Genomic DNA, 18,836 nt, shown 5'->3' with positions numbered 1-18,836 from the left:
CCTTGGCGCTACTCCTCGTCCAGCTCTTCGGCGGCGTCGGCATGTGACATTCGCATGCCTCGAGGGGGAAGCGACATGCCATCGAAGGTGGCGATCTCACCTGCCAGGCGCAGGCGGCCCTCCAGAAACCACTTCACTGCGATGGGGTAGATCAGGTGCTCGCGGGCGTGCACCTTCTCCTTGAGACTGGCTTCGGTTTCGCCTGCGCTCACTTCCACCACGGCTTGGATCGCGACCGGGCCGCCGTCGAGCTCCTCGGTGACGAAGTGCACGCTGCAACCGTGTTCGGTCACGCCGTCCGCCAGTGCCTTGGCATGTGTGTTCAGGCCGCGGTAGGCGGGCAGCAGGGAAGGGTGAATGTTGAGCATGCGACCGTGAAAGCGCTGCACGAAGCGTCGGGTAAGAATGCGCATGAAGCCGGCCAGCACCACCAAGTCGGGCTCGTGACGTTCGATCACCTTGATCAATGCGCTATCGTAGGCTTCGCGAGAGTCGTACTCGCCGTGGGGTAACACCACGGCATCGATGCCGGCGTCGCGAGCCCGCTGCAGGCCGTAGGCATCGGCCACGTTGGAGATCACCGCGACGATCTCGCCGCCGAGGCGGTCATGGGTTTGTTCGTCGATCAGCGCCTGAAGGTTGCTGCCGTTGCCCGAAATGAGCACCACGACGCGCCGCGTGCTGCTGGGCTCCGGAGTGAAGCCGTTCAAGGTGTCGCTGGGGGATGTCTCGCTCATGCTTCGACGTTCTCCAGTTTCACCGCGTCCCCGTCTTCATCGCGGGCGACGATCTCACCGATGCGATAGACCGTTTCGCCGAGCGCCTGGAGGTGGGCGCGTGCCTGGTCGGCCTGGCTGGCGGGCACGACCACGACCATGCCGATGCCGCAGTTGAGGACGCGATACATCTCGTTCTCGGCCACGTTGCCCTGCTGCTGCAACCAGTCGAACACCGCCGGTCGAGTCCAACTGGCGATGTCGATGCGAGCGGCGAGTGACTCAGGGAGAACGCGCGGTACGTTCTCGAGCAGCCCGCCACCGGTGATATGCGACAGTGCGTGCACGGCCACGCCACTCTCCTTGATCAACGACAGCAGAGGTTTCACGTAGATGCGCGTGGGCGCGAGCAGGGCATCGCCGAGGGGCTGGCCGTCGATGGCGATATCCAGCGACGCGCCGCTAAGCTCAAGGACCTTGCGGATCAGCGAGTAGCCGTTGGAGTGCGGCCCCGAGGAGGCGATACCCAACAGCACGTCACCTTCTGCGACACGACTGCCATCGAGGATCTCGGACTTTTCGACTACGCCGACGCAGAAACCGGCCAGGTCGTAATCGCTGCCCTCGTACATGCCGGGCATTTCGGCGGTTTCGCCACCGACCAGAGCGCAGCCGGCGCGCTCGCAGCCTTCACCGATACCCGCCACGACATCCGCGGCGATATCCACGTCCAGCTTGCCCGTGGCATAGTAATCGAGAAAGAACAGCGGTTCGGCACCGGCGACGACCAGGTCGTTGACGCACATGGCCACCAGATCGATGCCGATGGTGTCGTGACGCTTCAGGTCCATGGCCAGGCGCAGCTTGGTGCCTACGCCGTCGGTGCCGGATACCAGAACGGGTTCCCGATAGCCTGCCGGCAGTGCGCACAGCGCGCCGAAGCCGCCCAGCCCTCCCATCACCTCGGGGCGCAGGGTACGTTTGGCTACGCCCTTGATGCGGTCGACCAGCGCATTACCGGCATCGATGTCGACGCCGGCATCCTTGTAACTGAGGGATGCCTTGGTGGGACGGGAGGAATCGGAGTCGGTCATGGCCTGTCCTGTACGAAAGTGTCGCGGTTGGTGGCCTGCCGGCGGTCGCATCGGCCGCTGAACGCTGCGGCCCGACAGGTCGACGGGCAGTGGGCAAGATCGGGCCGGAATTGTAGCATCACGTGGCACGGCTCGCATCGCCGTGGACATCGAACGCAGGGAGGGGGGATGCGCAGAGAGTGGTGGTTGCTGGCGGGTGCGGTGGCGGTGGTGTGGCTATTGTTCCAGCTGGAAGCGATATTGATGCCGTTCATCGCGGGAATGATCCTGGCGTATCTCGCCGATCCCTTGGCCGATCGACTGGAGCGCCTGGGAATGTCGCGCACGCTGGCGGTATGCGCCGTATTCCTGGTCATGTCGGTCGTGCTGGCGATCGCTCTGTTGATTTTCATTCCGCTGCTGATGCAGCAGATTCGCCAGTTCGATCAGATGATCCCCGGAATCTTCACCTGGGTCCAGACGGTGCTGGCCCCGCAGATACGGAGTTGGACGGGGCTCGACGTAACCGCTGACCTCGACGCCGTACAGACGTCGTTGGCCGAGAACTGGCAGAATGCCGGGGGGTATGCGGCCCAGTTGCTGGGGAAGGTGGGGCGCTCGGGCATGGCTTTCATCACCTGGGTCACCTACGTGGCGCTGATTCCGGTGGTTACCTTCTACCTGCTGCTCGATTGGGACAGGATGATGGCCAACCTGCACGACCTGCTGCCGCGTCGCTGGGAGCCGGATGCGATCCGTCTGAGCCAGCGCTGCGACGAGGTGCTGTCCGCCTTCTTGCGGGGTCAGTTGCTGGTCATGCTGTCGCTGGGGGCGATCTATGCCATCGGTCTTACGCTCATCGACGTGCGCTTCGGGCTGTTGATCGGCATGCTGGCGGGACTGGCCAGCATCGTGCCGTTCCTCGGTTTCATCGTCGGGTTGAGCGTGGCGCTGCTCGTGGCGTTCTTCCAGTTCGAGGGCTGGTTGGTGCTGGTCGGCGTGGTGGCGGTGTTCGCCACCGGTCAGGTACTGGAGAGTGTCCTGCTGCAGCCCAAACTGCTGGGGGATCGCATCGGCCTTCATCCGGTGGCGGTCATCTTCGCCGTGCTGGCGGGAGGCAAGCTGTTCGGCTTTACCGGCGTGCTGCTGGCGCTGCCGGCAGCCGCCGTGATCATGGTACTCTTGAGGGAACTCAACGACCGCTACAAGCGAAGCAGCCTGTACGATGCCGCAACGCGGCGTCGTCGCGACGAGGAATCACCATGAGCCGAGCACCGGCGCAACTGCCTTTGGGCGTGGGGTTGCGCGACGATGCCACCTTCGACAGTTACCTGCCCGCGGCAAATGCCAGCCTGGTCGATCGATTGGTACATCAGCTCGATGCCGAGGGCGAGCCCTTCCTCTATCTCTGGGGAGGACCCGGTACCGGCCGCACCCACTTGCTGCAGGCAGCCTGTCATGCTGCCTCGGATCGCGACATGCGTGCGCTCTACCTGCCGCTACGCGACCTGGGCCACTTTCCGCCGCTGATGCTCGAGGATGTCGAGCGACTCGATCTCGTGGCCATTGACGATATCGATACGGTCATCGGTCGGCGACGCTGGGAGGAGGGCCTCTTTCACGCTTTCAATCGCCTACGCGACGCCGGCAAGCGGCTGCTCGTCTCGGCAAGCGTCGCGCCGCGCCAACTGCCGGTGGCGTTACCGGATCTGGCATCGCGCCTGACCTGGGGGGTCACGTTTCATCTCCACGGCCTCGACGATGGCGAACGCCTGCAAGCGTTGCAGTTACGCGCGCGTCTGCGTGGCATGCAGTTAACGGATGACGTCGCGCGCTACATCCTCCATCGCGGCCCGCGCAGTCTCGGCGAGCTGTTCGAAGCCTTGGCGGAGCTCGATCGCGCCTCGCTCACGGCCCAGCGCAAGCTGACCATTCCCTTCGTCAAGCAGGCCCTGGGCTGGTAGGGCATCAACGACGCAGGTCGAGATCGAGACGCTGGCCATTGCGCAGCGATACCTGGCGGAGTATCACCTGGCGCTGCCCATTGGCAGGATTGACCATGCTTCCCGACACGTAGAACTCCCCGGACGGTAATCCCCGCACGGTGAAACGGCCGCTGTCGTCGGTACGGGTCGTGTGGGTGTATTCCCTGGCCCGCGGGTCGGCCGGTTCGACGGCCTGCCCGGCCAGGGCGTGCTCGGCCGCTTCGGCGGAATAGGTCGTGACCGGTGCCACGGAGATCGTTTCGCCCGCGCCCGGTCTGCCATTGAGGGAGAGCCGACCGTGTATCGTGGCGTTGCCGCTCTTCTCCAGCGAGGCGTACTCCTCGGCGGGGAAGGCGACCTGGCGCGTTACGCGCGGGGGTTCCTCCGTCGGTTCGACATCCGGCCTCGGCTCGCCGATCTCGATCACTTCGACGCGCTCTGGGGGAGGGCCAGGGTCCATCATCTGGCAGCCGGCGAGGCTCAGGCCTAGCAGGGCCATGGGTATCCAAGCTTTCATGTCGCTGTTTCCTCATTGCCATGCCCATGCGCAACGAGCATAAACGATGCTGAGGGGAGCGCGACACCCCGGCGCGACGCAACAAGGCCCGTCGAACCGGATACAACGGGCTTAGCGGTGTTCCCGGCTGGTGCCGCGATCATGCGGGACATTCGATACGGTTTCGCCCGTTGCGTTTGGCCTGAAGTAGCATCGTATCGGCCCGATGAATGGGGTCGTCGATGAAGCGGTCGTCGGGTTCCAGGCTGGCGATGCCGATGCTGACCGTGATCTGGCCCGATTGCTCCAGCGTTCGACGCACCCTCTCGGCAATCTCCCGTGCGCCCTCCGGTGTCGTTTCGGGCATCAGAATGAGAAACTCGTCGCCTCCATAACGCCCCACCAGATCGCATTCACGCACCGTGGCCATTAGCGTGCGGGCCAGGATGCGGATTGCCCGATCGCCCGCCTGGTGGCCGCAGGTATCGTTGATCTCCTTGAAGTGATCGATATCCAGCATCATCAGGCACAGCGACAGGTTGTAGCGGAAGGCGCGCCGCAGTTCGATGTCGGCCAACTCCAACAAGTGGCGACGGTTGTAGGTCTCGGTCAGGTGATCGCGGGTAGCCAGAATGGCAAGCTTCTGGTTGGCCGCTACCAGTTCGGCGGTACGTTCCATGACGCGCCGTTCCAGCTCGGGATTGTCGGGGCGCGATGTCCCGAAAGGGGAGGCCACGGGCAACAATTCGCGAGAGACGCCGAAGAGGTGAGTGACTTGGCCGCCCTGGTCGGTGATCGGCACCAACAGGGTCTGCCAGTGGCCCTCTCGATAATCGCCGTGCCGATCGAGGTAACTGCTACGCTCCTCGTAGCGAATGGGGCTGGCGCTCTCGACGCAGCGGGCGAGATTGGCGATAACGCCTTGACACAGAGGAGAGGGAAACAACTGGTCGATGCGCTTGCCGATGCAAGAGCGCTCGTCGCCGAACATGGTCTGCTGCGTCGGGTTCATGGCTTCGATGACGTAATTGCCTGGCCCTTCGACGCGGACGATGAACATCTGCTCGGGACAATATTCCCATAGGCTGCGAATCAACAATATGCCGGCGTTGGCACTGAGTCGGCTCAGAACGTCCGTCGTCATCCAAGGTAGATTCTGCATAATCACGCTCCCTTCGTTTTTCTTGCCTCCTGTTCCCGGAGGTCATGCCCGCCCTGCGGCATTGCAGCATTAACATTAGGGGCGCGGCTTCTTTCCTGCAGCATGGTTTTCATCACCCGCTGAGCGACATGCCGTACTGCCTTCCGAGGTAACGAGCATGGTGCAACTCAACCTGCGGCCAGCGGGGAGGCTTCGTATACTCAATGTGACGTTGGCTAAGCAGAGTGAGGCCGTTGCATGGGTATTCGCAGCGTGAGCGAGCATGCACCAGGCACGCCGGTAACAGGCTGTTTCTCCTGCTATCTCAGCGCGACCTGCCTGCCACAAGGATTGACGCCTGAGGAATCGGCGCAGCTCGAGGCAATCATTCCGCCTTCTCTCAAGCTAGAGAAAGGTCATGCTCTGATGGTCCAGAACTCTGCCTTCAAGAGCCTCTATGCCGTGCGTTCCGGCAGTCTCAAGCAGGTCACGACCACCGAGAGCGAGGAGAGTCTCGTGACGGCCCTTTATCTCCCGGGGGACATGGTCGGCTTCGATGCCATCGGTACCGACACCTGCCCCGGTGACGTCATCGCGCTCGAGACCACGACTGTCTGCGAATATCCCTACGAACGCCTCGATGGGCTCTGCAATGGCATACCCACACTGCGCCGTCGCCTGCAGCGCAACCTCAGTCAGGCCATGCATGAGGAGCGTCTTCGACTGCACCTGCTCCTGAGCCGCAAGGCGGAGGTACGGCTGGCCTGCTTTCTGCTCGTCATTTCCGAGCGCTTTCGCCGCCGAGGCTATTCCTCCCGGCATTTTCGCCTCGCCTTCTCGCGTGGCGATATCGGCAATTATCTGGGCCTGACTTACGAGACCGTGGGGAGGACCCTGGCGGCCTTCCAGGCCCAGAACTTGCTGACCGTACGCGGACGGGAGTATCGCCTACTCGACCTGGCGCAACTGGCTCGTCTGGCGGATTCCACGGGGAGGCGACAGCGGCGCGCCTGAGCGTGGGACGGTAACGGATTCCGCCATGGAGACTGCGTGCTTGCGTTGTTCGAGGAACTCAAGCAGGACGCGCGCTTCGCCCTCCTTCTGCCGAGCGAAGTCCACGAAGGGGCGGTGCAGCTCGGGTGTGGCGTTGGTCTCGATCAGCCATTGGAAGAGCCCGCATGCTTCCATCGCAGCTTGTAGCGTCTGCTGAAGCACTTGTTCGGCCATGACGTCATCGGAGATAAAGAAGTGGGGCTTGCTTGTGGTATAGCTGCGCAAGTCGTGAGCCGACTCAGCCACGCAGGCATCAAGCTCCATGCGGGCGGCGACTTGGCGAAGACTCGCCAGTCGCGATTCGCACTGCAGGCCAAGCGAGGCCATCAGACGACTCACTTGGGGCATGAGGGGCAGAAAACCGAGGGACAGCCGACGAAAGCGCTGAAGCTCCCCCGTTTCATGTGAGTGTACGAGAGTGAGCTGCTCCTGGGGCAGGAGGGTCAAAGCAATGTTCGGTTGCTTCATTATTGATTGTGTTCCATGTCGTGGCCTGCTGGCCTTGTTGAAGTTTCGCTGTGAGTCATGGCGGCTCGACTGGCGGCCGAAGCCATCTTAGAAACTCGTTCCTTGCGTGGCGACGATAGTTATCACATTACCTCGCAGCTGTTAGCGACAAGGGGGCGAAACTTGATAGTTGTCATGGCCGAGGCATAACCAAGCGATGTGTTGGAGGGGCCGATGATGGGGGCAGCTTGCAAGGGATGGCCTGGGCCGCCATGGTGAGAAGAAACGCAGACGAGGGATCGGCATGAGCGAATATCGAATCGAACGCGACAGCATGGGCGAACTCAAGGTGCCTGCCGCCGCACTCTACGGGGCCCAGACCCAGCGGGCCGTTGAGAACTTTCCTGTTTCGGGCCAGCCGATGCCGGCCGCTTTTCTACATGCCATCGCACGCATCAAGCTGGCGGCGGCCAAGGTCAACCATGAGCTGGGGCTGCTCGACGCCGAGCGGGCCGAGGCCATCGTGGCGGCCGCGCAGGAGATCGTCGACGGCCGTCATGACGACCAGTTTCCGGTGGATGTGTTCCAGACCGGCTCCGGGACGTCGAGTAACATGAACGTCAACGAGGTGATCGCCCACCTTGCCAGCCGTGAGGGGCTGCCGGTAGGACCCAACGACCATGTCAACATGGGGCAATCGAGCAATGACGTGATTCCCACCGCTATCCATCTTTCGGCCGCGCTGGAGGTGACCGCGCAATTGCGCCCCGCGTTGGTGCATTTGCGCATGAACATCGATGAGCGAGCCGCGGAACTCGATGGCGTGGTGAAGACCGGCCGTACTCACTTGATGGATGCGATGCCGCTGCGCCTGAGCCAAGAGCTTGGCGGCTGGTCGAGCCAGGTCGGCCAAGCGATCGAGCGCATCGATAGCGCCATGGTGCGGCTCTCTCGCCTGGCCCAGGGGGGCACGGCGGTAGGGACGGGAATCAACGCGCATCCGGAGTTTGCCGAGCGTATGGCGCGCGAACTCAGCGAACAGACCGGCCTTGCGTTTTCACCCAATGACAGTTTCTTCGCCAGCCTCGGTTCCCAGGATGCCGCCGTGGAGCTGTCGGGGCAGCTCAAGGGCCTGGCTTGCACGGTCATGAAGATAGCCAACGACTTGCGCTGGATGAATTCCGGTCCGCTGGCCGGGCTCGGCGAAATAGAACTCGAAGCACTGCAGCCCGGCAGTTCGATCATGCCGGGCAAGGTCAACCCGGTGATCCCTGAATCGGCGGCTCAGGCGGCCGCTCAGGTGATCGGTCTGGATGCGGCAGTAACGGTGGCCGGGCAGAGCGGTAATTTTCAACTCAACGTGATGCTGCCCTTGATCGCTCACAACCTGCTGACCTCGATCCGCCTGATGAGTCGCACGGCCCGCCTGTTGGCCGATCGTGCCATCGCGACGTTTCGCGTGCGTGACGATAGGCTCGCCGAGCCGCTGGCACGCAATCCGATCCTGGTGACGGCGCTCAATGGGGTGATCGGCTACGATGCGGCTGCGTCCATCGCCAAGCAGGCGTATCAGGCAGGCCGACCGATCATCGACGTGGCCAATGAGCAGACCGAGCTGAGCCGGGAAGAACTCGAACGCCTGCTCGATCCCGCTCGGCTGACGCGTGGCGGTATCCCGGATTGATCGGAAGGTCAGGTTTTCTGTTCGCGCTCGCGGGCTTCACGAATGGTTTCGCGTGCCCACTCCCGTTCGGCCGGTTCGGCTTCGGGAGGGGCGTGCTCGTCGGCTCGCGAGGGGCGGAAGCAGAGCGATGCCAGGATGGGAAAGTGGTCCGAGCCGAAGCCGGGCAGCCGGCGCATTGTCTTTAGCGTGAAATGCTCGCTGGTAAAGATATGATCCAGCGGCCAGCGCAATAGCGGGTAGCGGGCATGGAAAGTGCTGTACATGCCTCGGCCGCGACGGGGGTCGAGCATGCCACTGATGCGGCAAAACAGGCGCGTAGTACGCGACCACGCCACATCGTTCAGGTCGCCGGCTACGATGGTGGGAATCGGGTTGCGATGAATGGCCCTGCCGACGAGCAACAGCTCGGCATCGCGCCATAGCGTTTCCTCGCTCTCGTTGGGGGCGGGGGGGCGCGGATGGAGGGCATGTAGCCGTAGTGTGTCGCCGCTCTCGAGTGTGACATCGGTATGGATCGAGGGGATATCGTCCTGAACCAGCCACTCGACCCGGGTGTCAGCCAGGGGAAGTCGCGAATAGAGGTGCATGCCGTAGAGATTGTCCAGGGGGATCTTGATGCTATGCGGCCAACCTTCATCGAGCGCTGCGTCGAGCCTTTCCTGCCACCACGCATCGGACTCCAGCGTCAGCACGAGATCGGGATCGTTCTGATGGATAATCTCGATGAGTCGGCTGGCCTGTCGGTTGGGCGTCAGCACGTTGGCGATCAGCAGCGTCACGCAGCGGGCCTGCTGCCCGGGCTCGGCATCCTCCACCTGGACTGGCCAGAGGCGGGTCCAGGGCAGAATGAAGCGAGCTTGCAGGATGATGACCAGCAGGCTCGCGCCGAGCAGGAGCCAATGCCATGGCGATTCGAGAGTGAGCGAAAGCAGGGCGGTGACCAGAGCGGCCGACGCCAGCTGCAGCCGGGGAAACTCGCAGGCCCGTATCCACCACCAGCGCAGCGGTAGCTTGGCGATGATAGTGGCGGCGAGTAGCAGCGAAACCGCACCGCCAAGTGCGAGCGGGTAGAGGGCCATGAGATCTCCTGACATTGTGTAGGCCGAATTGGGGCGTACCCACTTTTGAGCCTACGCGATGGGAGCCTCAGGCAGCCAGTCCGTGACGGTGCGTTGCGATATGTCGCTTCAGCGCGTCGACCTGACGCGGCGTCAAACGCAATCCCAGTTTGGTACGGCGCCAGAGAATGTCTTCGCTGCAGAATGCCCATTCGTGATTCATCAGATAGTCGACTTCGGCTGCCGTCAGGCCGGCGCCGAATGCTTCGCCAAGGTCTTCGGTGCAGGTCGCGTCGCCCAGGAACCGCAGGCAGAGGCTGCCGTAGCTGCGCGCAAAGCGGCGAGCACGGGTCTCACCGAGCCAGGGGTAATCATGCTGCAGGCGCGCCATGAAATCCGTTTGATTGTCGATGTCGCCACCCGGCAGTGTCGCGCCGGCGGTCCAACGCGGAGCCATGCCGGGCAGGAAGGGAGCCAGCTGCCCAAGGGCGGCTTCGGCCAACTTGCGGTAGGTGGTGATCTTCCCCCCGAAGACCGAGAGCAGGGGCGCACCCTGAGTCTCCAGTGCCAGCGTATAGTCGCGCGTCATGGCGGAAGGATCCGCCGATTCGTCGTCGCATAGCGGACGCACGCCCGAGAAGCTCGCGATCACGTCGCGGCGGTCGAGTTGGCGCCGGAAATGGTCGTTGACCACGCCGAGCAGGTAAGCGATCTCTTCTTCGCTGATGGTGACCTCCGACGGGTCGCCCCGGTAGTGTCGGTCAGTGGTGCCGACCAGACTGAAATCATCCTCGTAGGGCAGTACGAAGACGATCCGGCGGTCGCTGTTCTGCAGAATATAGGCACGGTCGTCGGCGTTGAGGCGGGGCACGATAACGTGGCTTCCCTGGATCATGCGAATCGAATAGCGCGATGAGCGCTGCGTCTGCTCGCGTACCACTTTCTCCACCCAGGGGCCGGCGGCGTTGACCAGTACCCGGGCGCGCCGCTCGAAGCGTTCTCCGGTGCGAACATCCTCGAGCTCGACACACCAATGACTGTCGTGCGAGCGCGCGCCCGTACAGCGAGTGCGTACCAGTATCTCGGCGCCGCTCTCGCGCGCCTGCATGGCATTGAGCACGACGAGGCGGGCATCGTCGACCCAGCAGTCGGAATATTCGAAACCACGTACGATTCCGTCTATCAGGGGCGAATCGTGTGCAAAACGAACACTGCGCGAGCCGGGAAGCCGCCTGCGCTTGCCCAGGTTGTCATACAGAAACAGCCCGGCACGAATCATCCAGGCGGGGCGTAGGTGCCCACGGTGGGGAAGGATGAAGCGCATCGGCCATATGATGTGGGGGGCCTTCTGCAGCAGCACTTCGCGCTCACGCAGGGCCTCCCCGACAAGGCGGAACTCGCGGTGTTCGAGATAACGCAATCCCCCGTGGATCAGCTTGCTGCTGGCCGATGAAGTGGCTCCTGCGAGATCGCCCTGCTCGCAGAGGGCGACGGAGAGACCACGCCCGGCGGCATCGTTGGCGATGCCGGTGCCGTTGATGCCGCCGCCGATGACGAACATGTCGAGGAGAGGGGGAGAGGTCTGCGCCATGAAACGGGAACTCCAAAAAAGCGGCGAGCTCCAGCTGCGTCTCGCCAGTAGTCATGTTTGAAAACGAACATAGATCAATCGAAATCGAACATCAAGAGTCAAGAACGCGAAAGCCGGCACACAAGGTGCCGGCTTGCGTGGGAGAGGAGCCGTCTCTAGGCGACGTGCAGGGCGACGTCGTTGACCTGCATGAGATGCACGATGCGTTCGGGCGGTTGGCGGTCGGTGAACAGCGCGTCGAGCTGGGAGAGATTTCCCTGTCGTACCACGGGGTTGCGATGGAATTTGGAGTGGTCGGCAATCAGGTAGACCTGGCGCGAATTGTGGATGATTGCCTGGGCGACGCGCGCTTCCTGATAGTCGAATTCGAGTAGGGAGCCGTCCTCGTCGATGCCGCTGATGCCGATGATGCCGAAGTCGACCTTGAACTGGTTGATGAAATCGATGGTCGCCTCACCGATGATGCCGCCATCGCGTGAACGTACCTGGCCGCCGGCGATGATGACGTTGAAGTCCTCCTTGTGCTGGAGTATCGCCGCCACGTTGAGGTTGTTGGTGATGACCTCGAGACCCTGATGATCGAGCAGTGCCTCGGCCACGACCTCATTGCTGGTGCCGATGTTGATGAACAGCGAAGCGTGGTCGGGGACATGGCTTGCCACCCGTGACGCAATGCGCCGCTTGGCTTCCAGGTTGAGATTCTTGCGCGTGCTATAGGCGGTGTTGACGGTACTGGACTCCAGGCCCGCCCCCCCGTGTACACGACGAATCAGACCCTCTTCCGACAGGGCGTTGAGGTCGCGGCGTATGGTCTGAGGCGTGACGGAAAAATGGTCGGTCAACTGCTCGATGCTGGCGTATCCCTGGCGGCGGACCAGGTCGACGATGGCATCCTGACGTTGTTGCTGGTTCATGACGGCTCCCTTTCGCTCACGCGAGTGTAAGCGATTCGGCAAGGTATCGGCAGGCGACAGGGACGAAGTGCGACGAAAGTCGTAAAGCATTGCGAACATAGTCCAGTACTCTTGATGGTCATAAACGAACATACAACGACAGGACCTCTCATGGCCGACTACCTGCTTGCCATCGACCAGGGCACTACCAGCTCGCGCGCCATTCTCTTCGATCGCGGCGGCAACATCGTCAGCATCGCCCAACGGGAATTTCCCCAGCACTTCCCGCGCGACGGCTGGATCGAGCACGACCCCGAGGCGATCTGGGCGTCGGTAGTGGCGACTTGCCGCGAAGCGATCGAAACTGCCGGTGTCTCACTCGAACGGATTGCCGGCATCGGTATCACCAATCAGCGTGAGACCACGCTGCTCTGGGATCGGGCCACGGGAGAGCCGCTCTACAACGCGATCGTGTGGCAGGATCGGAGGACGGCCGACCTGTGCCAGCGCCTGCGCGAGCAGGGGCATGACGAAAGCGTCCAGGCGCGCAGCGGCTTGCTCATCGATCCCTATTTCTCGGCGACCAAGCTGGCCTGGCTGCTGGACAATACCGACGGCGCCCGTGCCCGTGCCGAACGTGGTGAGCTGGCATTCGGTACGGTCGATAGCTTCTTGTTGTGGCGCCTTACCGGCGGTCGAGAGCATGCCACCGATGCCACCAACGCCTCGCGTACGATGCTCTTCAACATTCATACGCAGCAGTGGGACGAAGAGTTGCTGGCACTGTTCCAGATACCGGCGAGTCTGCTGCCGGAGGTGCGCGACTCGAGCGACGATTTCGGCATGTGCGACGCACAATGGTTAGGCGCCGAGCTGCCTATTGCCGGTGTTGTCGGCGATCAGCAGGCGGCCCTGGTAGGGCAAGCCTGCTTCGAACCGGGGATGGGCAAGAGCACGTACGGTACCGGGTGCTTCATGATCGTCAACACCGGCGATACCCCGGCGGTATCGCGCAACCGGCTGCTGACCACCGTGGCTTATCGGCTGAAGGGAAGGACCACTTACGCCATCGAGGGCAGTATCTTCGTTGCCGGTGCCGCCGTGCAGTGGCTACGCGACGGCCTCAAGCTGTTCCATCACGCCGCCGAGACTGAAGCGCTGGCCAAGGAGACACGGGACGGTCACAGTGTCTACCTGGTGCCTGCGTTCACCGGCCTGGGCGCGCCGCACTGGGATCCCAAGGCCCGTGGAGCGATCTTCGGCCTGACTCGCGATACCGGTATTGCCGAAATCGTCGCAGCGGGACTTCAGGCGGTCTGCTACCAGACCCGCGATCTGCAGGCCTGCATGAGCGACGACATGGGGGTGCCGCCGGGAACGCTGCGCGTCGACGGAGGCATGGTGGCCAATGGCTGGTTGGTCCAGTTCCTGGCCGACATGTTGGGCGTTCAGGTGGATCGGCCGACAGTGCTCGAAACCACAGCGCTCGGAGCCGCCTACATGGCTGGCCTGCGACTCGGCTGGTACCGCGACCTGAACGAGATCGCCGAACTGTGGCGCTGTGAACGGGAGTTTTTGCCGAGCATGCCGGAGGCGGAGCGTGATCGGCTCTATCGTGGCTGGCTAGAGGCGGTCGAGCGGGTAAAAAGCGGCGTTTGACGCTTGCAAAAGGCAGCGATTTCGGTAAGATATGCATCCGTTGCCGCCGCGTAAAATGGCGGCAACGCAGCCGAGCAAGAAAGGCTAAGGAAAGGGAAGGCGAGACAGGACCATAGCTCAGTTGGTTAGAGCGCCACGTTGACATCGTGGAGGTCGGCGGTTCAAATCCGCCTGGTCCTACCAACCGTGCCGCCCGTTTCAGGACCATAGCTCAGTTGGTTAGAGCGCCACGTTGACATCGTGGAGGTCAGCGGTTCAAATCCGCTTGGTCCTACCAGATTCCGAACGCCCCGCAGCGTAACATCGCTGCGGGGCGTTCTGCTTGTTCGGCCCGTCCCCGTGCCTGAACGGCTACCGCGAAGCGAGCAGATCCGGCAGGTTCGTGCGTTTGATGAATACCGCGACCAGGCGCTCGATGCCAGCCTGATCCTCGACGCTAAAGCGGGCGTGGCGCGGGCTGTCCAGATCCAGTACTCCCCACAACACCTTTTCTCGCATTATCGGAACGACCAGCTCGGCGTTCGAGGCGGTGTCGCAGGCAATATGGTCGGCGATGGCATGCACGTCATCGATGCGTTGCGTTTCACGCGTTCGGGCGGTGGCGCCACAAACCCCCTTTCCGAACGGTATCGGGTTGCATGCCGGCTTGCCCTGGAAGGGGCCCAGCGTGAGCCGCTCGGGATGACGATGCAGGTAGAAACCGACCCAGTTGAGTTCGGAAACGTGCTGCATGATGAAGGCGCAGGTCTGGGCGCTGTTGACTAGCCAGTCGTCCTCGTCGAGCAGCGCTTCCAACTGGCGTGAGAGCAACGGGTAATCGGGAAGGGCAGGGGGCATGCGGTCTCCTCGTGGGGGTTTGAACAATGGCCTTGGCGCGACTAGGTTTCGGATACGGACATGGACCCAATGGTCGACATGGAGGATGAAGAATGCGCGTCGTTGCCGATATCAATGTGACCCCGATCGGGGCGGGGGCCTCGTTGTCGTCCCACATTGCCGCTTGTGAAGAAGTCATCGAGGAAGCGGGCCTGAAATACCGACTGCATGCTCATGGTACCAATCTCGAAGGTTCTTGGGAGGAGGTGATGCAGGTCGTCAGGCGCTGTCACGACGTGCTGCATGAGCGCGGTGCGCCGCGTGTGGACAGCACGATCCGCATCGCCACGGCCACCGACAAGGATCAGAGCCTGGAAGGGAGAATCGACAAGGTCGAACGGAAGATCGGCTGAGCCCGGCTGACTGAAACGCAAACGGGCCGACGCTTGGCGTCGGCCCGTTGACTTGCGCGCCGTTCATGCTGGCATGCTGGCGATCTATTCCCATCCGGGCACGGCGGCACCGTCGAACAGCTCCTTCGCCTTGGCCGCCACCTCATCGCTCTGATACGCGGAAACCAACTGCTGGATTTCCTCGCGATCCTGGTCACCCTCACGCACCGCAATGATGTTGACGTACGGGGACTCGGGGCCTTCCCGGAGCAGAGCGTCGTCCAGGCTCAAGCCGGCAGGCTGAGCGAAGGTGTTGTTGATGAAGGCCAGGTCGACGTCCTGCAGCACGCGGGGGAGCTGGGCCGCCTCGATCTCGCGGAACTGGAAGTCATGCGGGTTCTCCACCACGTTGACCGGGGTGGCCTCGAGGTTCTCGTGGTCGTCCAGCTCGATCAGGCCGGCGTTATGCATCAGGATCATCGCGCGGCCGCCGTTGGTGGGGTCGTTGGGCAGGGCGACGATGGCGCCGTTGGGCAACGCTTCAATGCTGTCGTGCTTTTCGGAGTAGGCGCCGATAGGATAAACGAAGGTATGCCCGGCCACCGCCAGATCGTAGTCGCGGTCGTCGATCATGCTCTGCAGGTAGGGCTCGTGCTGGAAGGCGTTGGCATCGAGACTGCCGTCGGCCAGCGCGGCGTTGGGTGAGACGTAGTCGGTGAACTCAACGATCTCGACCTCGAGATCGTAACGATCCTTGGCGATCTGCACCGCCACTTCCATGACCTCTGATTCCGGGCCGGACATGGTGCCGACCTTGATCGAGCGGGTCTCGCTGGCGCCGTCGTCCTCGCCGCAGCCGGCGATCAAGATGGCGCCGACGAGAGCGGCGGCGCCGAACAGGCGGGTCAGGCTGGCTTGCATGGGTTTTTCTCCTTTGGGGTTGCCTTCACTTGCGGTCCGATTTGCGTACCAGGTAGTCGCCGAGGCTCTGGAAGCCCTGCACCATGACCACCAGGATGGCCACGGTGATCAGCATCACAGTGGGATTGAAGCGGTTGTAGCCGTAGCGGATACCCAGGTCGCCGAGCCCGCCGCCGCCCACAGCGCCGGCCATGGCCGAATAGCTGACCAGGGTCACTACGGTGATGGTCAAGCCGGTGATGATGCCGCCACGAGCTTCCGGCAGCAGTACCTTGGCGATGATCTGGTGCGGCGTGGCGCCCATCGCCTGGGCGGCTTCTACCAGGCCCGGCGGGATCTCGTTGAGTGCGCCTTCCACCAGGCGCGCCACGAACGGGATGGCAGCGAGGGTCAGCGGTACGATGGCGGCGTTGGTGCCGATCGAAGTGCCCACGACCAGGCGGGTAAACGGAATGATCGCCACCATCAGGATGATGAAGGGTATCGAGCGGCCAATGTTGGTCACGATGCCCAGTACCTGATTAAGCAGCGGGCGCGCCAGGATCTGGCGCGGACGAGTGACGTAGAGCATCACGCCCAGCGGCACGCCGAGCGCTGCCGACACTACGGCCGAGACGGCGACCATGTAGAGCGTATCCAGGGTTGCCTGCAGGATCAGATCAATCATTGCGCTGGACATGGCCGAGTACCTCCACGTGCAGGTCATGGGATTCGAGATAGTCGATGGCCCGGCGGGTCTGCTCGGGCGAGCCCAGCAGTTCGGCAATCATCAACCCCAGGGTGCGCTCCTGGATCGACTCCACCTTGGCCTGCAGGATGCTCACGTCCACGCCGCACTCCCGGGCCAGGCGGGAGATCAGCGGGGTCGAGACGGCATCGCCGGAAAAGGCCAGACGCACCACCGGGTGCGTGCGCTCGCCCGGGATTTCCTCGAGGCGTTCCACCAAGGCCTTGGGCGGCTCGAGCTGAAGGAAATCGTTGAGGAATTCGCGGCCGAGTCGGGTGCGCGGGGCGGTGAAGAAATCGCCCACATCGGCTTCCTCGACCAGCTCGCCATCTGAGATCAGGCTCACACGGTGGCAGATCGACTTCACCACTTCCATTTCGTGAGTGATCAACAGAATGGTCAGGCCGAGCGTCTGGTTGATGTCGCGCAGCAGCGTGAGGATCGAGCCGGTGGTCTGGGGGTCCAGCGCCGACGTCGCCTCGTCGCAAAGCAGCACTCGGGGCTCGCTGGCCAGCGCTCGGGCGATGGCCACACGCTGCTTCTGGCCACCGGAGAGCTGGGCCGGATACTGGCGCGCCTTGTCGGAAAGCCCGGTGAGTTCGAGCAGGGGCAGCACGCGCTTGCGAATGGCGGCGCGCTTCAGGCCCATCAGCTCCAGCGGCAGGGCAACGTTGTCGAACACGTTGCGTGTGGTCAGCAGGTTGAAGTGCTGAAAGATCATGCCGATGCGATGACGCGCCTGGTTCAACTGAGCGGCGGTGAGATCGGTCATCTCCTGACCGTCGACCACCACGCTGCCGCAGGAGGGACGCTCGAGCAGGTTGACGCAGCGGATCAGTGTCGACTTGCCGGCGCCGGAGAGGCCAATGACGCCATGGATGCTGCCCTGGGGCACGTGCAGGTCGACGTTCCTGAGCGCCTCGATGGTGCGGGGTGGCGTATCGCGGCGCGAAGCGAAGGGGAGCCGGGTTCGACTGCCCCTGAGATGATAGGTCTTGGAGACGTTGCGTAGCGTGATCATCTGGCTTCCAGTGACGGGCCGTCACCGGGCGGGCGGCAGCGGGGAGCCGGAACGAAAAAAGGCCACCCTGGCGGGTGGCCATCAACGCTGGACACACCCTTTTAGCTGCACTTCACATCATCGGCCCGTGAAGCGGGTTCACCGCGGCCTTCGACGTGGGCGCCCGCAATCCGGGTACAAATCGGCGCCTGAAATGTGATGGCGAATGCTAGAACGAAAGGCGCATGTTGTCAATCCGGTGGTGTATGTTGGTGCCCGGTGCCTGGATTTTCAGGAAAAAATGCTAATCCCGTCGCCTTTGGCATGTCTTCGTTCTGCTGAACGCCCCGTTGCGGGCAACCGTGCCGATGGACGTTGCGCCCGTGAATTCTTACACTGGCGAGCCTTGTCATTTGTCCGCCGTCGCCGGGAGCCGCGCGAGGAGAGTTCATGTTCACAGGCATCGTTCAGGGGACGGCGGAAGTCGTCGCCATTCAGGAGTCCGAGGCGTTCCGCACGCACGTGGTGCAGCTGCCGGAAGCGCTTTGCGAAAGGCTCGAGCTCGGGGCTTCCGTTGCTCATAACGGCGTCTGCCTGACCGTGACGGCGATCGACGGCGACCGCATCAGCTTCGATCTGATGCGCGAGACCCTGCGCGTGACCAATCTCGGTGCACTGCGTGTGGGCGACCGCGTCAATATCGAGCGGGCGGCGCGCGTCGGCGACGAGATCGGTGGGCACGCCATGTCGGGCCATGTCATGGCACTGGCCGAACTGGTCGAGCTCGACCAGACACCCAACAACCGCCGGCTGTGGTTCGAGGTGCCCCCGGCACTGGGGCGCTTCTTGTTCGACAAGGGGTATATCGGCGTCGACGGCATCAGCCTGACCATCGGAGCGGTGCGGCCTGCCGGCGCCGGGCACGGGCCCCGCTTCTGCGTCGACCTCATACCCGAGACGCTGGCGCGAACCATTCTGGTCGATCGTGTGCCTGGCGATCGTGTCAATATCGAGGTCGATCCCCAGACCCAAGCCATCGTCGAGACCGTCGAGCGCGTGTTGGCGGCCCGTGGGGTCTGATCGCGGCTGATAGGAGCGTTTCGTCAAGCCTGCGTTGGTCAGTGCGCTGGCGTATGGCGCAGAGTTTGCTTATACAGAGCGAACCGTGCCGCACATGCCCCGGG

The 18,836-nt window shown here is 63.0% G+C and carries 19 protein-coding genes and 2 tRNA genes; 9 read left to right on the top strand and 12 right to left on the bottom strand.

What is annotated here, in order from left to right; translation table 11 throughout:
• Positions 1-8 precede the first annotated feature (8 nt).
• Positions 9-737: a phosphoribosylglycinamide formyltransferase gene (purN, locus tag F0A17_RS04950; RefSeq protein WP_149327247.1), complete on the bottom strand. Its 729-nt coding sequence runs from the start codon at positions 735-737 to the stop codon at positions 9-11.
• Positions 734-1,810 (bottom strand): phosphoribosylformylglycinamidine cyclo-ligase, encoded by a 1,077-nt coding sequence (purM, locus tag F0A17_RS04945; protein ID WP_149327246.1) that lies wholly within the window; start codon positions 1,808-1,810, stop codon positions 734-736. The genes purN and purM overlap by 4 nt, the downstream gene beginning before the upstream one ends.
• 168 nt (positions 1,811-1,978) lie before the next feature.
• Between purM and F0A17_RS04940 the strand changes: the two genes are divergently transcribed.
• Positions 1,979-3,055 (top strand): AI-2E family transporter, encoded by a 1,077-nt coding sequence (locus F0A17_RS04940; RefSeq protein ID WP_149327245.1) that lies wholly within the window; start codon positions 1,979-1,981, stop codon positions 3,053-3,055.
• Positions 3,052-3,753: a DnaA regulatory inactivator Hda gene (gene hda / locus F0A17_RS04935; protein ID WP_149327244.1), complete on the top strand. Its 702-nt coding sequence runs from the start codon at positions 3,052-3,054 to the stop codon at positions 3,751-3,753. Before F0A17_RS04940 ends, hda begins: the two co-directional genes overlap by 4 nt.
• 4 nt (positions 3,754-3,757) lie before the next feature.
• Here hda and F0A17_RS04930 read toward each other — a convergent pair whose 3' ends face one another.
• Complete coding sequence (locus F0A17_RS04930) at positions 3,758-4,291, bottom strand: carboxypeptidase-like regulatory domain-containing protein (protein ID WP_149327243.1); 534 nt, start codon at positions 4,289-4,291, stop codon at positions 3,758-3,760.
• A gap of 139 nt (positions 4,292-4,430) precedes the next feature.
• Positions 4,431-5,432, bottom strand: a complete 1,002-nt coding sequence (locus F0A17_RS04925) for a sensor domain-containing diguanylate cyclase (RefSeq protein ID WP_149327242.1) — start codon at positions 5,430-5,432, stop codon at positions 4,431-4,433.
• A 237-nt stretch (positions 5,433-5,669) separates the two neighbouring features.
• Between F0A17_RS04925 and F0A17_RS04920 the strand changes: the two genes are divergently transcribed.
• Entirely contained in the window at positions 5,670-6,425 is a 756-nt protein-coding gene (locus F0A17_RS04920; RefSeq protein ID WP_149327241.1) for a helix-turn-helix domain-containing protein, read from the top strand.
• On the opposite strand, the gene F0A17_RS04915 is transcribed toward F0A17_RS04920, so the two are convergent.
• Positions 6,360-6,932 (bottom strand): hypothetical protein, encoded by a 573-nt coding sequence (locus F0A17_RS04915; protein WP_187774627.1) that lies wholly within the window; start codon positions 6,930-6,932, stop codon positions 6,360-6,362. The genes F0A17_RS04920 and F0A17_RS04915 overlap by 66 nt on opposite strands.
• A 283-nt stretch (positions 6,933-7,215) precedes the next feature.
• On the opposite strand from F0A17_RS04915, the gene F0A17_RS04910 reads away from it, so the two are divergent.
• A complete protein-coding gene (locus F0A17_RS04910) occupies positions 7,216-8,595 on the top strand; it encodes a class II fumarate hydratase (RefSeq protein ID WP_149327239.1) in 1,380 nt (459 codons plus the stop codon).
• An 8-nt stretch (positions 8,596-8,603) separates the two neighbouring features.
• Here the strand turns inward: F0A17_RS04910 and F0A17_RS04905 are convergent, their stop codons facing one another.
• From F0A17_RS04905 to F0A17_RS04895, 3 genes are all read right to left on the bottom strand, one after another.
• Positions 8,604-9,674: an endonuclease/exonuclease/phosphatase family protein gene (locus F0A17_RS04905; RefSeq protein ID WP_149327238.1), complete on the bottom strand. Its 1,071-nt coding sequence runs from the start codon at positions 9,672-9,674 to the stop codon at positions 8,604-8,606.
• Positions 9,675-9,741: 67 nt separating this feature from the next.
• Entirely contained in the window at positions 9,742-11,244 is a 1,503-nt protein-coding gene (gene glpD, locus F0A17_RS04900) for a glycerol-3-phosphate dehydrogenase (RefSeq protein WP_149327237.1), read from the bottom strand.
• Between the two features lie 155 nt (positions 11,245-11,399).
• Positions 11,400-12,158, bottom strand: coding sequence for a DeoR/GlpR family transcriptional regulator (locus F0A17_RS04895; RefSeq protein ID WP_149327236.1), 759 nt, complete (start codon positions 12,156-12,158; stop codon positions 11,400-11,402).
• A gap of 150 nt (positions 12,159-12,308) precedes the next feature.
• Here F0A17_RS04895 and glpK point away from each other — a divergent pair, with 150 nt between their 5' ends.
• From glpK to F0A17_RS04880, 3 genes are all read left to right on the top strand, one after another.
• Complete coding sequence (gene glpK, locus F0A17_RS04890; RefSeq protein ID WP_149327235.1) at positions 12,309-13,796, top strand: glycerol kinase GlpK; 1,488 nt, start codon at positions 12,309-12,311, stop codon at positions 13,794-13,796.
• Positions 13,797-13,902: 106 nt separating this feature from the next.
• A tRNA-Val gene (locus F0A17_RS04885) sits at positions 13,903-13,979 on the top strand.
• A gap of 17 nt (positions 13,980-13,996) precedes the next feature.
• Positions 13,997-14,073 (top strand) — tRNA-Val (locus tag F0A17_RS04880).
• A 74-nt stretch (positions 14,074-14,147) separates the two neighbouring features.
• On the opposite strand, the gene F0A17_RS04875 is transcribed toward F0A17_RS04880, so the two are convergent.
• Complete coding sequence (locus F0A17_RS04875; RefSeq protein ID WP_149327234.1) at positions 14,148-14,633, bottom strand: GAF domain-containing protein; 486 nt, start codon at positions 14,631-14,633, stop codon at positions 14,148-14,150.
• Between the two features lie 92 nt (positions 14,634-14,725).
• On the opposite strand from F0A17_RS04875, the gene F0A17_RS04870 reads away from it, so the two are divergent.
• Positions 14,726-15,025, top strand: coding sequence for an MTH1187 family thiamine-binding protein (locus F0A17_RS04870; RefSeq protein ID WP_149327233.1), 300 nt, complete (start codon positions 14,726-14,728; stop codon positions 15,023-15,025).
• An 84-nt stretch (positions 15,026-15,109) separates the two neighbouring features.
• On the opposite strand, the gene F0A17_RS04865 is transcribed toward F0A17_RS04870, so the two are convergent.
• Genes F0A17_RS04865 through F0A17_RS04855 form a run of 3 tightly spaced genes read right to left on the bottom strand, consistent with a single transcriptional unit; the run spans position 15,110 to position 17,673 of the window.
• Positions 15,110-15,925, bottom strand: coding sequence for a MetQ/NlpA family ABC transporter substrate-binding protein (locus F0A17_RS04865; RefSeq protein ID WP_149327232.1), 816 nt, complete (start codon positions 15,923-15,925; stop codon positions 15,110-15,112).
• A 25-nt stretch (positions 15,926-15,950) separates the two neighbouring features.
• On the bottom strand, positions 15,951-16,604 hold the full coding sequence (locus F0A17_RS04860) for a methionine ABC transporter permease (protein ID WP_149327231.1): 654 nt from the start codon (positions 16,602-16,604) through the stop codon (positions 15,951-15,953).
• On the bottom strand, positions 16,585-17,673 hold the full coding sequence (locus tag F0A17_RS04855) for a methionine ABC transporter ATP-binding protein (RefSeq protein WP_149327230.1): 1,089 nt from the start codon (positions 17,671-17,673) through the stop codon (positions 16,585-16,587). The genes F0A17_RS04860 and F0A17_RS04855 overlap by 20 nt, the downstream gene beginning before the upstream one ends.
• 429 nt (positions 17,674-18,102) lie before the next feature.
• Here F0A17_RS04855 and F0A17_RS04850 point away from each other — a divergent pair, with 429 nt between their 5' ends.
• On the top strand, positions 18,103-18,732 hold the full coding sequence (locus F0A17_RS04850) for a riboflavin synthase subunit alpha (protein WP_149327229.1): 630 nt from the start codon (positions 18,103-18,105) through the stop codon (positions 18,730-18,732).
• Positions 18,733-18,836: the final 104 nt, after the last annotated feature.

The organism is Billgrantia pellis (assembly GCF_008297955.1).
Classification (GTDB): Bacteria; Pseudomonadota; Gammaproteobacteria; order Pseudomonadales; family Halomonadaceae; genus Halomonas; species Halomonas pellis.
This window is presented reverse-complemented; position numbering and strand designations above follow the sequence as displayed.

Bases quoted from the DNA above. Each gene is read 5' to 3' on its own strand.
- purN (WP_149327247.1), bottom strand. From the start codon at position 737: ATGAGCGAGACATCCCCCAGCGACACCTTGAACGGCTTCACTCCGGAG.
- purM (WP_149327246.1), bottom strand. From the start codon at position 1,810: ATGACCGACTCCGATTCCTCCCGTCCCACCAAGGCATCCCTCAGTTAC.
- F0A17_RS04940 (WP_149327245.1), top strand. From the start codon at position 1,979: ATGCGCAGAGAGTGGTGGTTGCTGGCGGGTGCGGTGGCGGTGGTGTGG.
- hda (WP_149327244.1), top strand. From the start codon at position 3,052: ATGAGCCGAGCACCGGCGCAACTGCCTTTGGGCGTGGGGTTGCGCGAC.
- F0A17_RS04930 (WP_149327243.1), bottom strand. From the start codon at position 4,291: ATGAAAGCTTGGATACCCATGGCCCTGCTAGGCCTGAGCCTCGCCGGC.
- F0A17_RS04925 (WP_149327242.1), bottom strand. From the start codon at position 5,432: ATGCAGAATCTACCTTGGATGACGACGGACGTTCTGAGCCGACTCAGT.
- F0A17_RS04920 (WP_149327241.1), top strand. From the start codon at position 5,670: ATGGGTATTCGCAGCGTGAGCGAGCATGCACCAGGCACGCCGGTAACA.
- F0A17_RS04915 (WP_187774627.1), bottom strand. From the start codon at position 6,932: ATGAAGCAACCGAACATTGCTTTGACCCTCCTGCCCCAGGAGCAGCTC.
- F0A17_RS04910 (WP_149327239.1), top strand. From the start codon at position 7,216: ATGAGCGAATATCGAATCGAACGCGACAGCATGGGCGAACTCAAGGTG.
- F0A17_RS04905 (WP_149327238.1), bottom strand. From the start codon at position 9,674: ATGGCCCTCTACCCGCTCGCACTTGGCGGTGCGGTTTCGCTGCTACTC.
- glpD (WP_149327237.1), bottom strand. From the start codon at position 11,244: ATGGCGCAGACCTCTCCCCCTCTCCTCGACATGTTCGTCATCGGCGGC.
- F0A17_RS04895 (WP_149327236.1), bottom strand. From the start codon at position 12,158: ATGAACCAGCAACAACGTCAGGATGCCATCGTCGACCTGGTCCGCCGC.
- glpK (WP_149327235.1), top strand. From the start codon at position 12,309: ATGGCCGACTACCTGCTTGCCATCGACCAGGGCACTACCAGCTCGCGC.
- F0A17_RS04875 (WP_149327234.1), bottom strand. From the start codon at position 14,633: ATGCCCCCTGCCCTTCCCGATTACCCGTTGCTCTCACGCCAGTTGGAA.
- F0A17_RS04870 (WP_149327233.1), top strand. From the start codon at position 14,726: ATGCGCGTCGTTGCCGATATCAATGTGACCCCGATCGGGGCGGGGGCC.
- F0A17_RS04865 (WP_149327232.1), bottom strand. From the start codon at position 15,925: ATGCAAGCCAGCCTGACCCGCCTGTTCGGCGCCGCCGCTCTCGTCGGC.
- F0A17_RS04860 (WP_149327231.1), bottom strand. From the start codon at position 16,604: ATGTCCAGCGCAATGATTGATCTGATCCTGCAGGCAACCCTGGATACG.
- F0A17_RS04855 (WP_149327230.1), bottom strand. From the start codon at position 17,673: ATGATCACGCTACGCAACGTCTCCAAGACCTATCATCTCAGGGGCAGT.
- F0A17_RS04850 (WP_149327229.1), top strand. From the start codon at position 18,103: ATGTTCACAGGCATCGTTCAGGGGACGGCGGAAGTCGTCGCCATTCAG.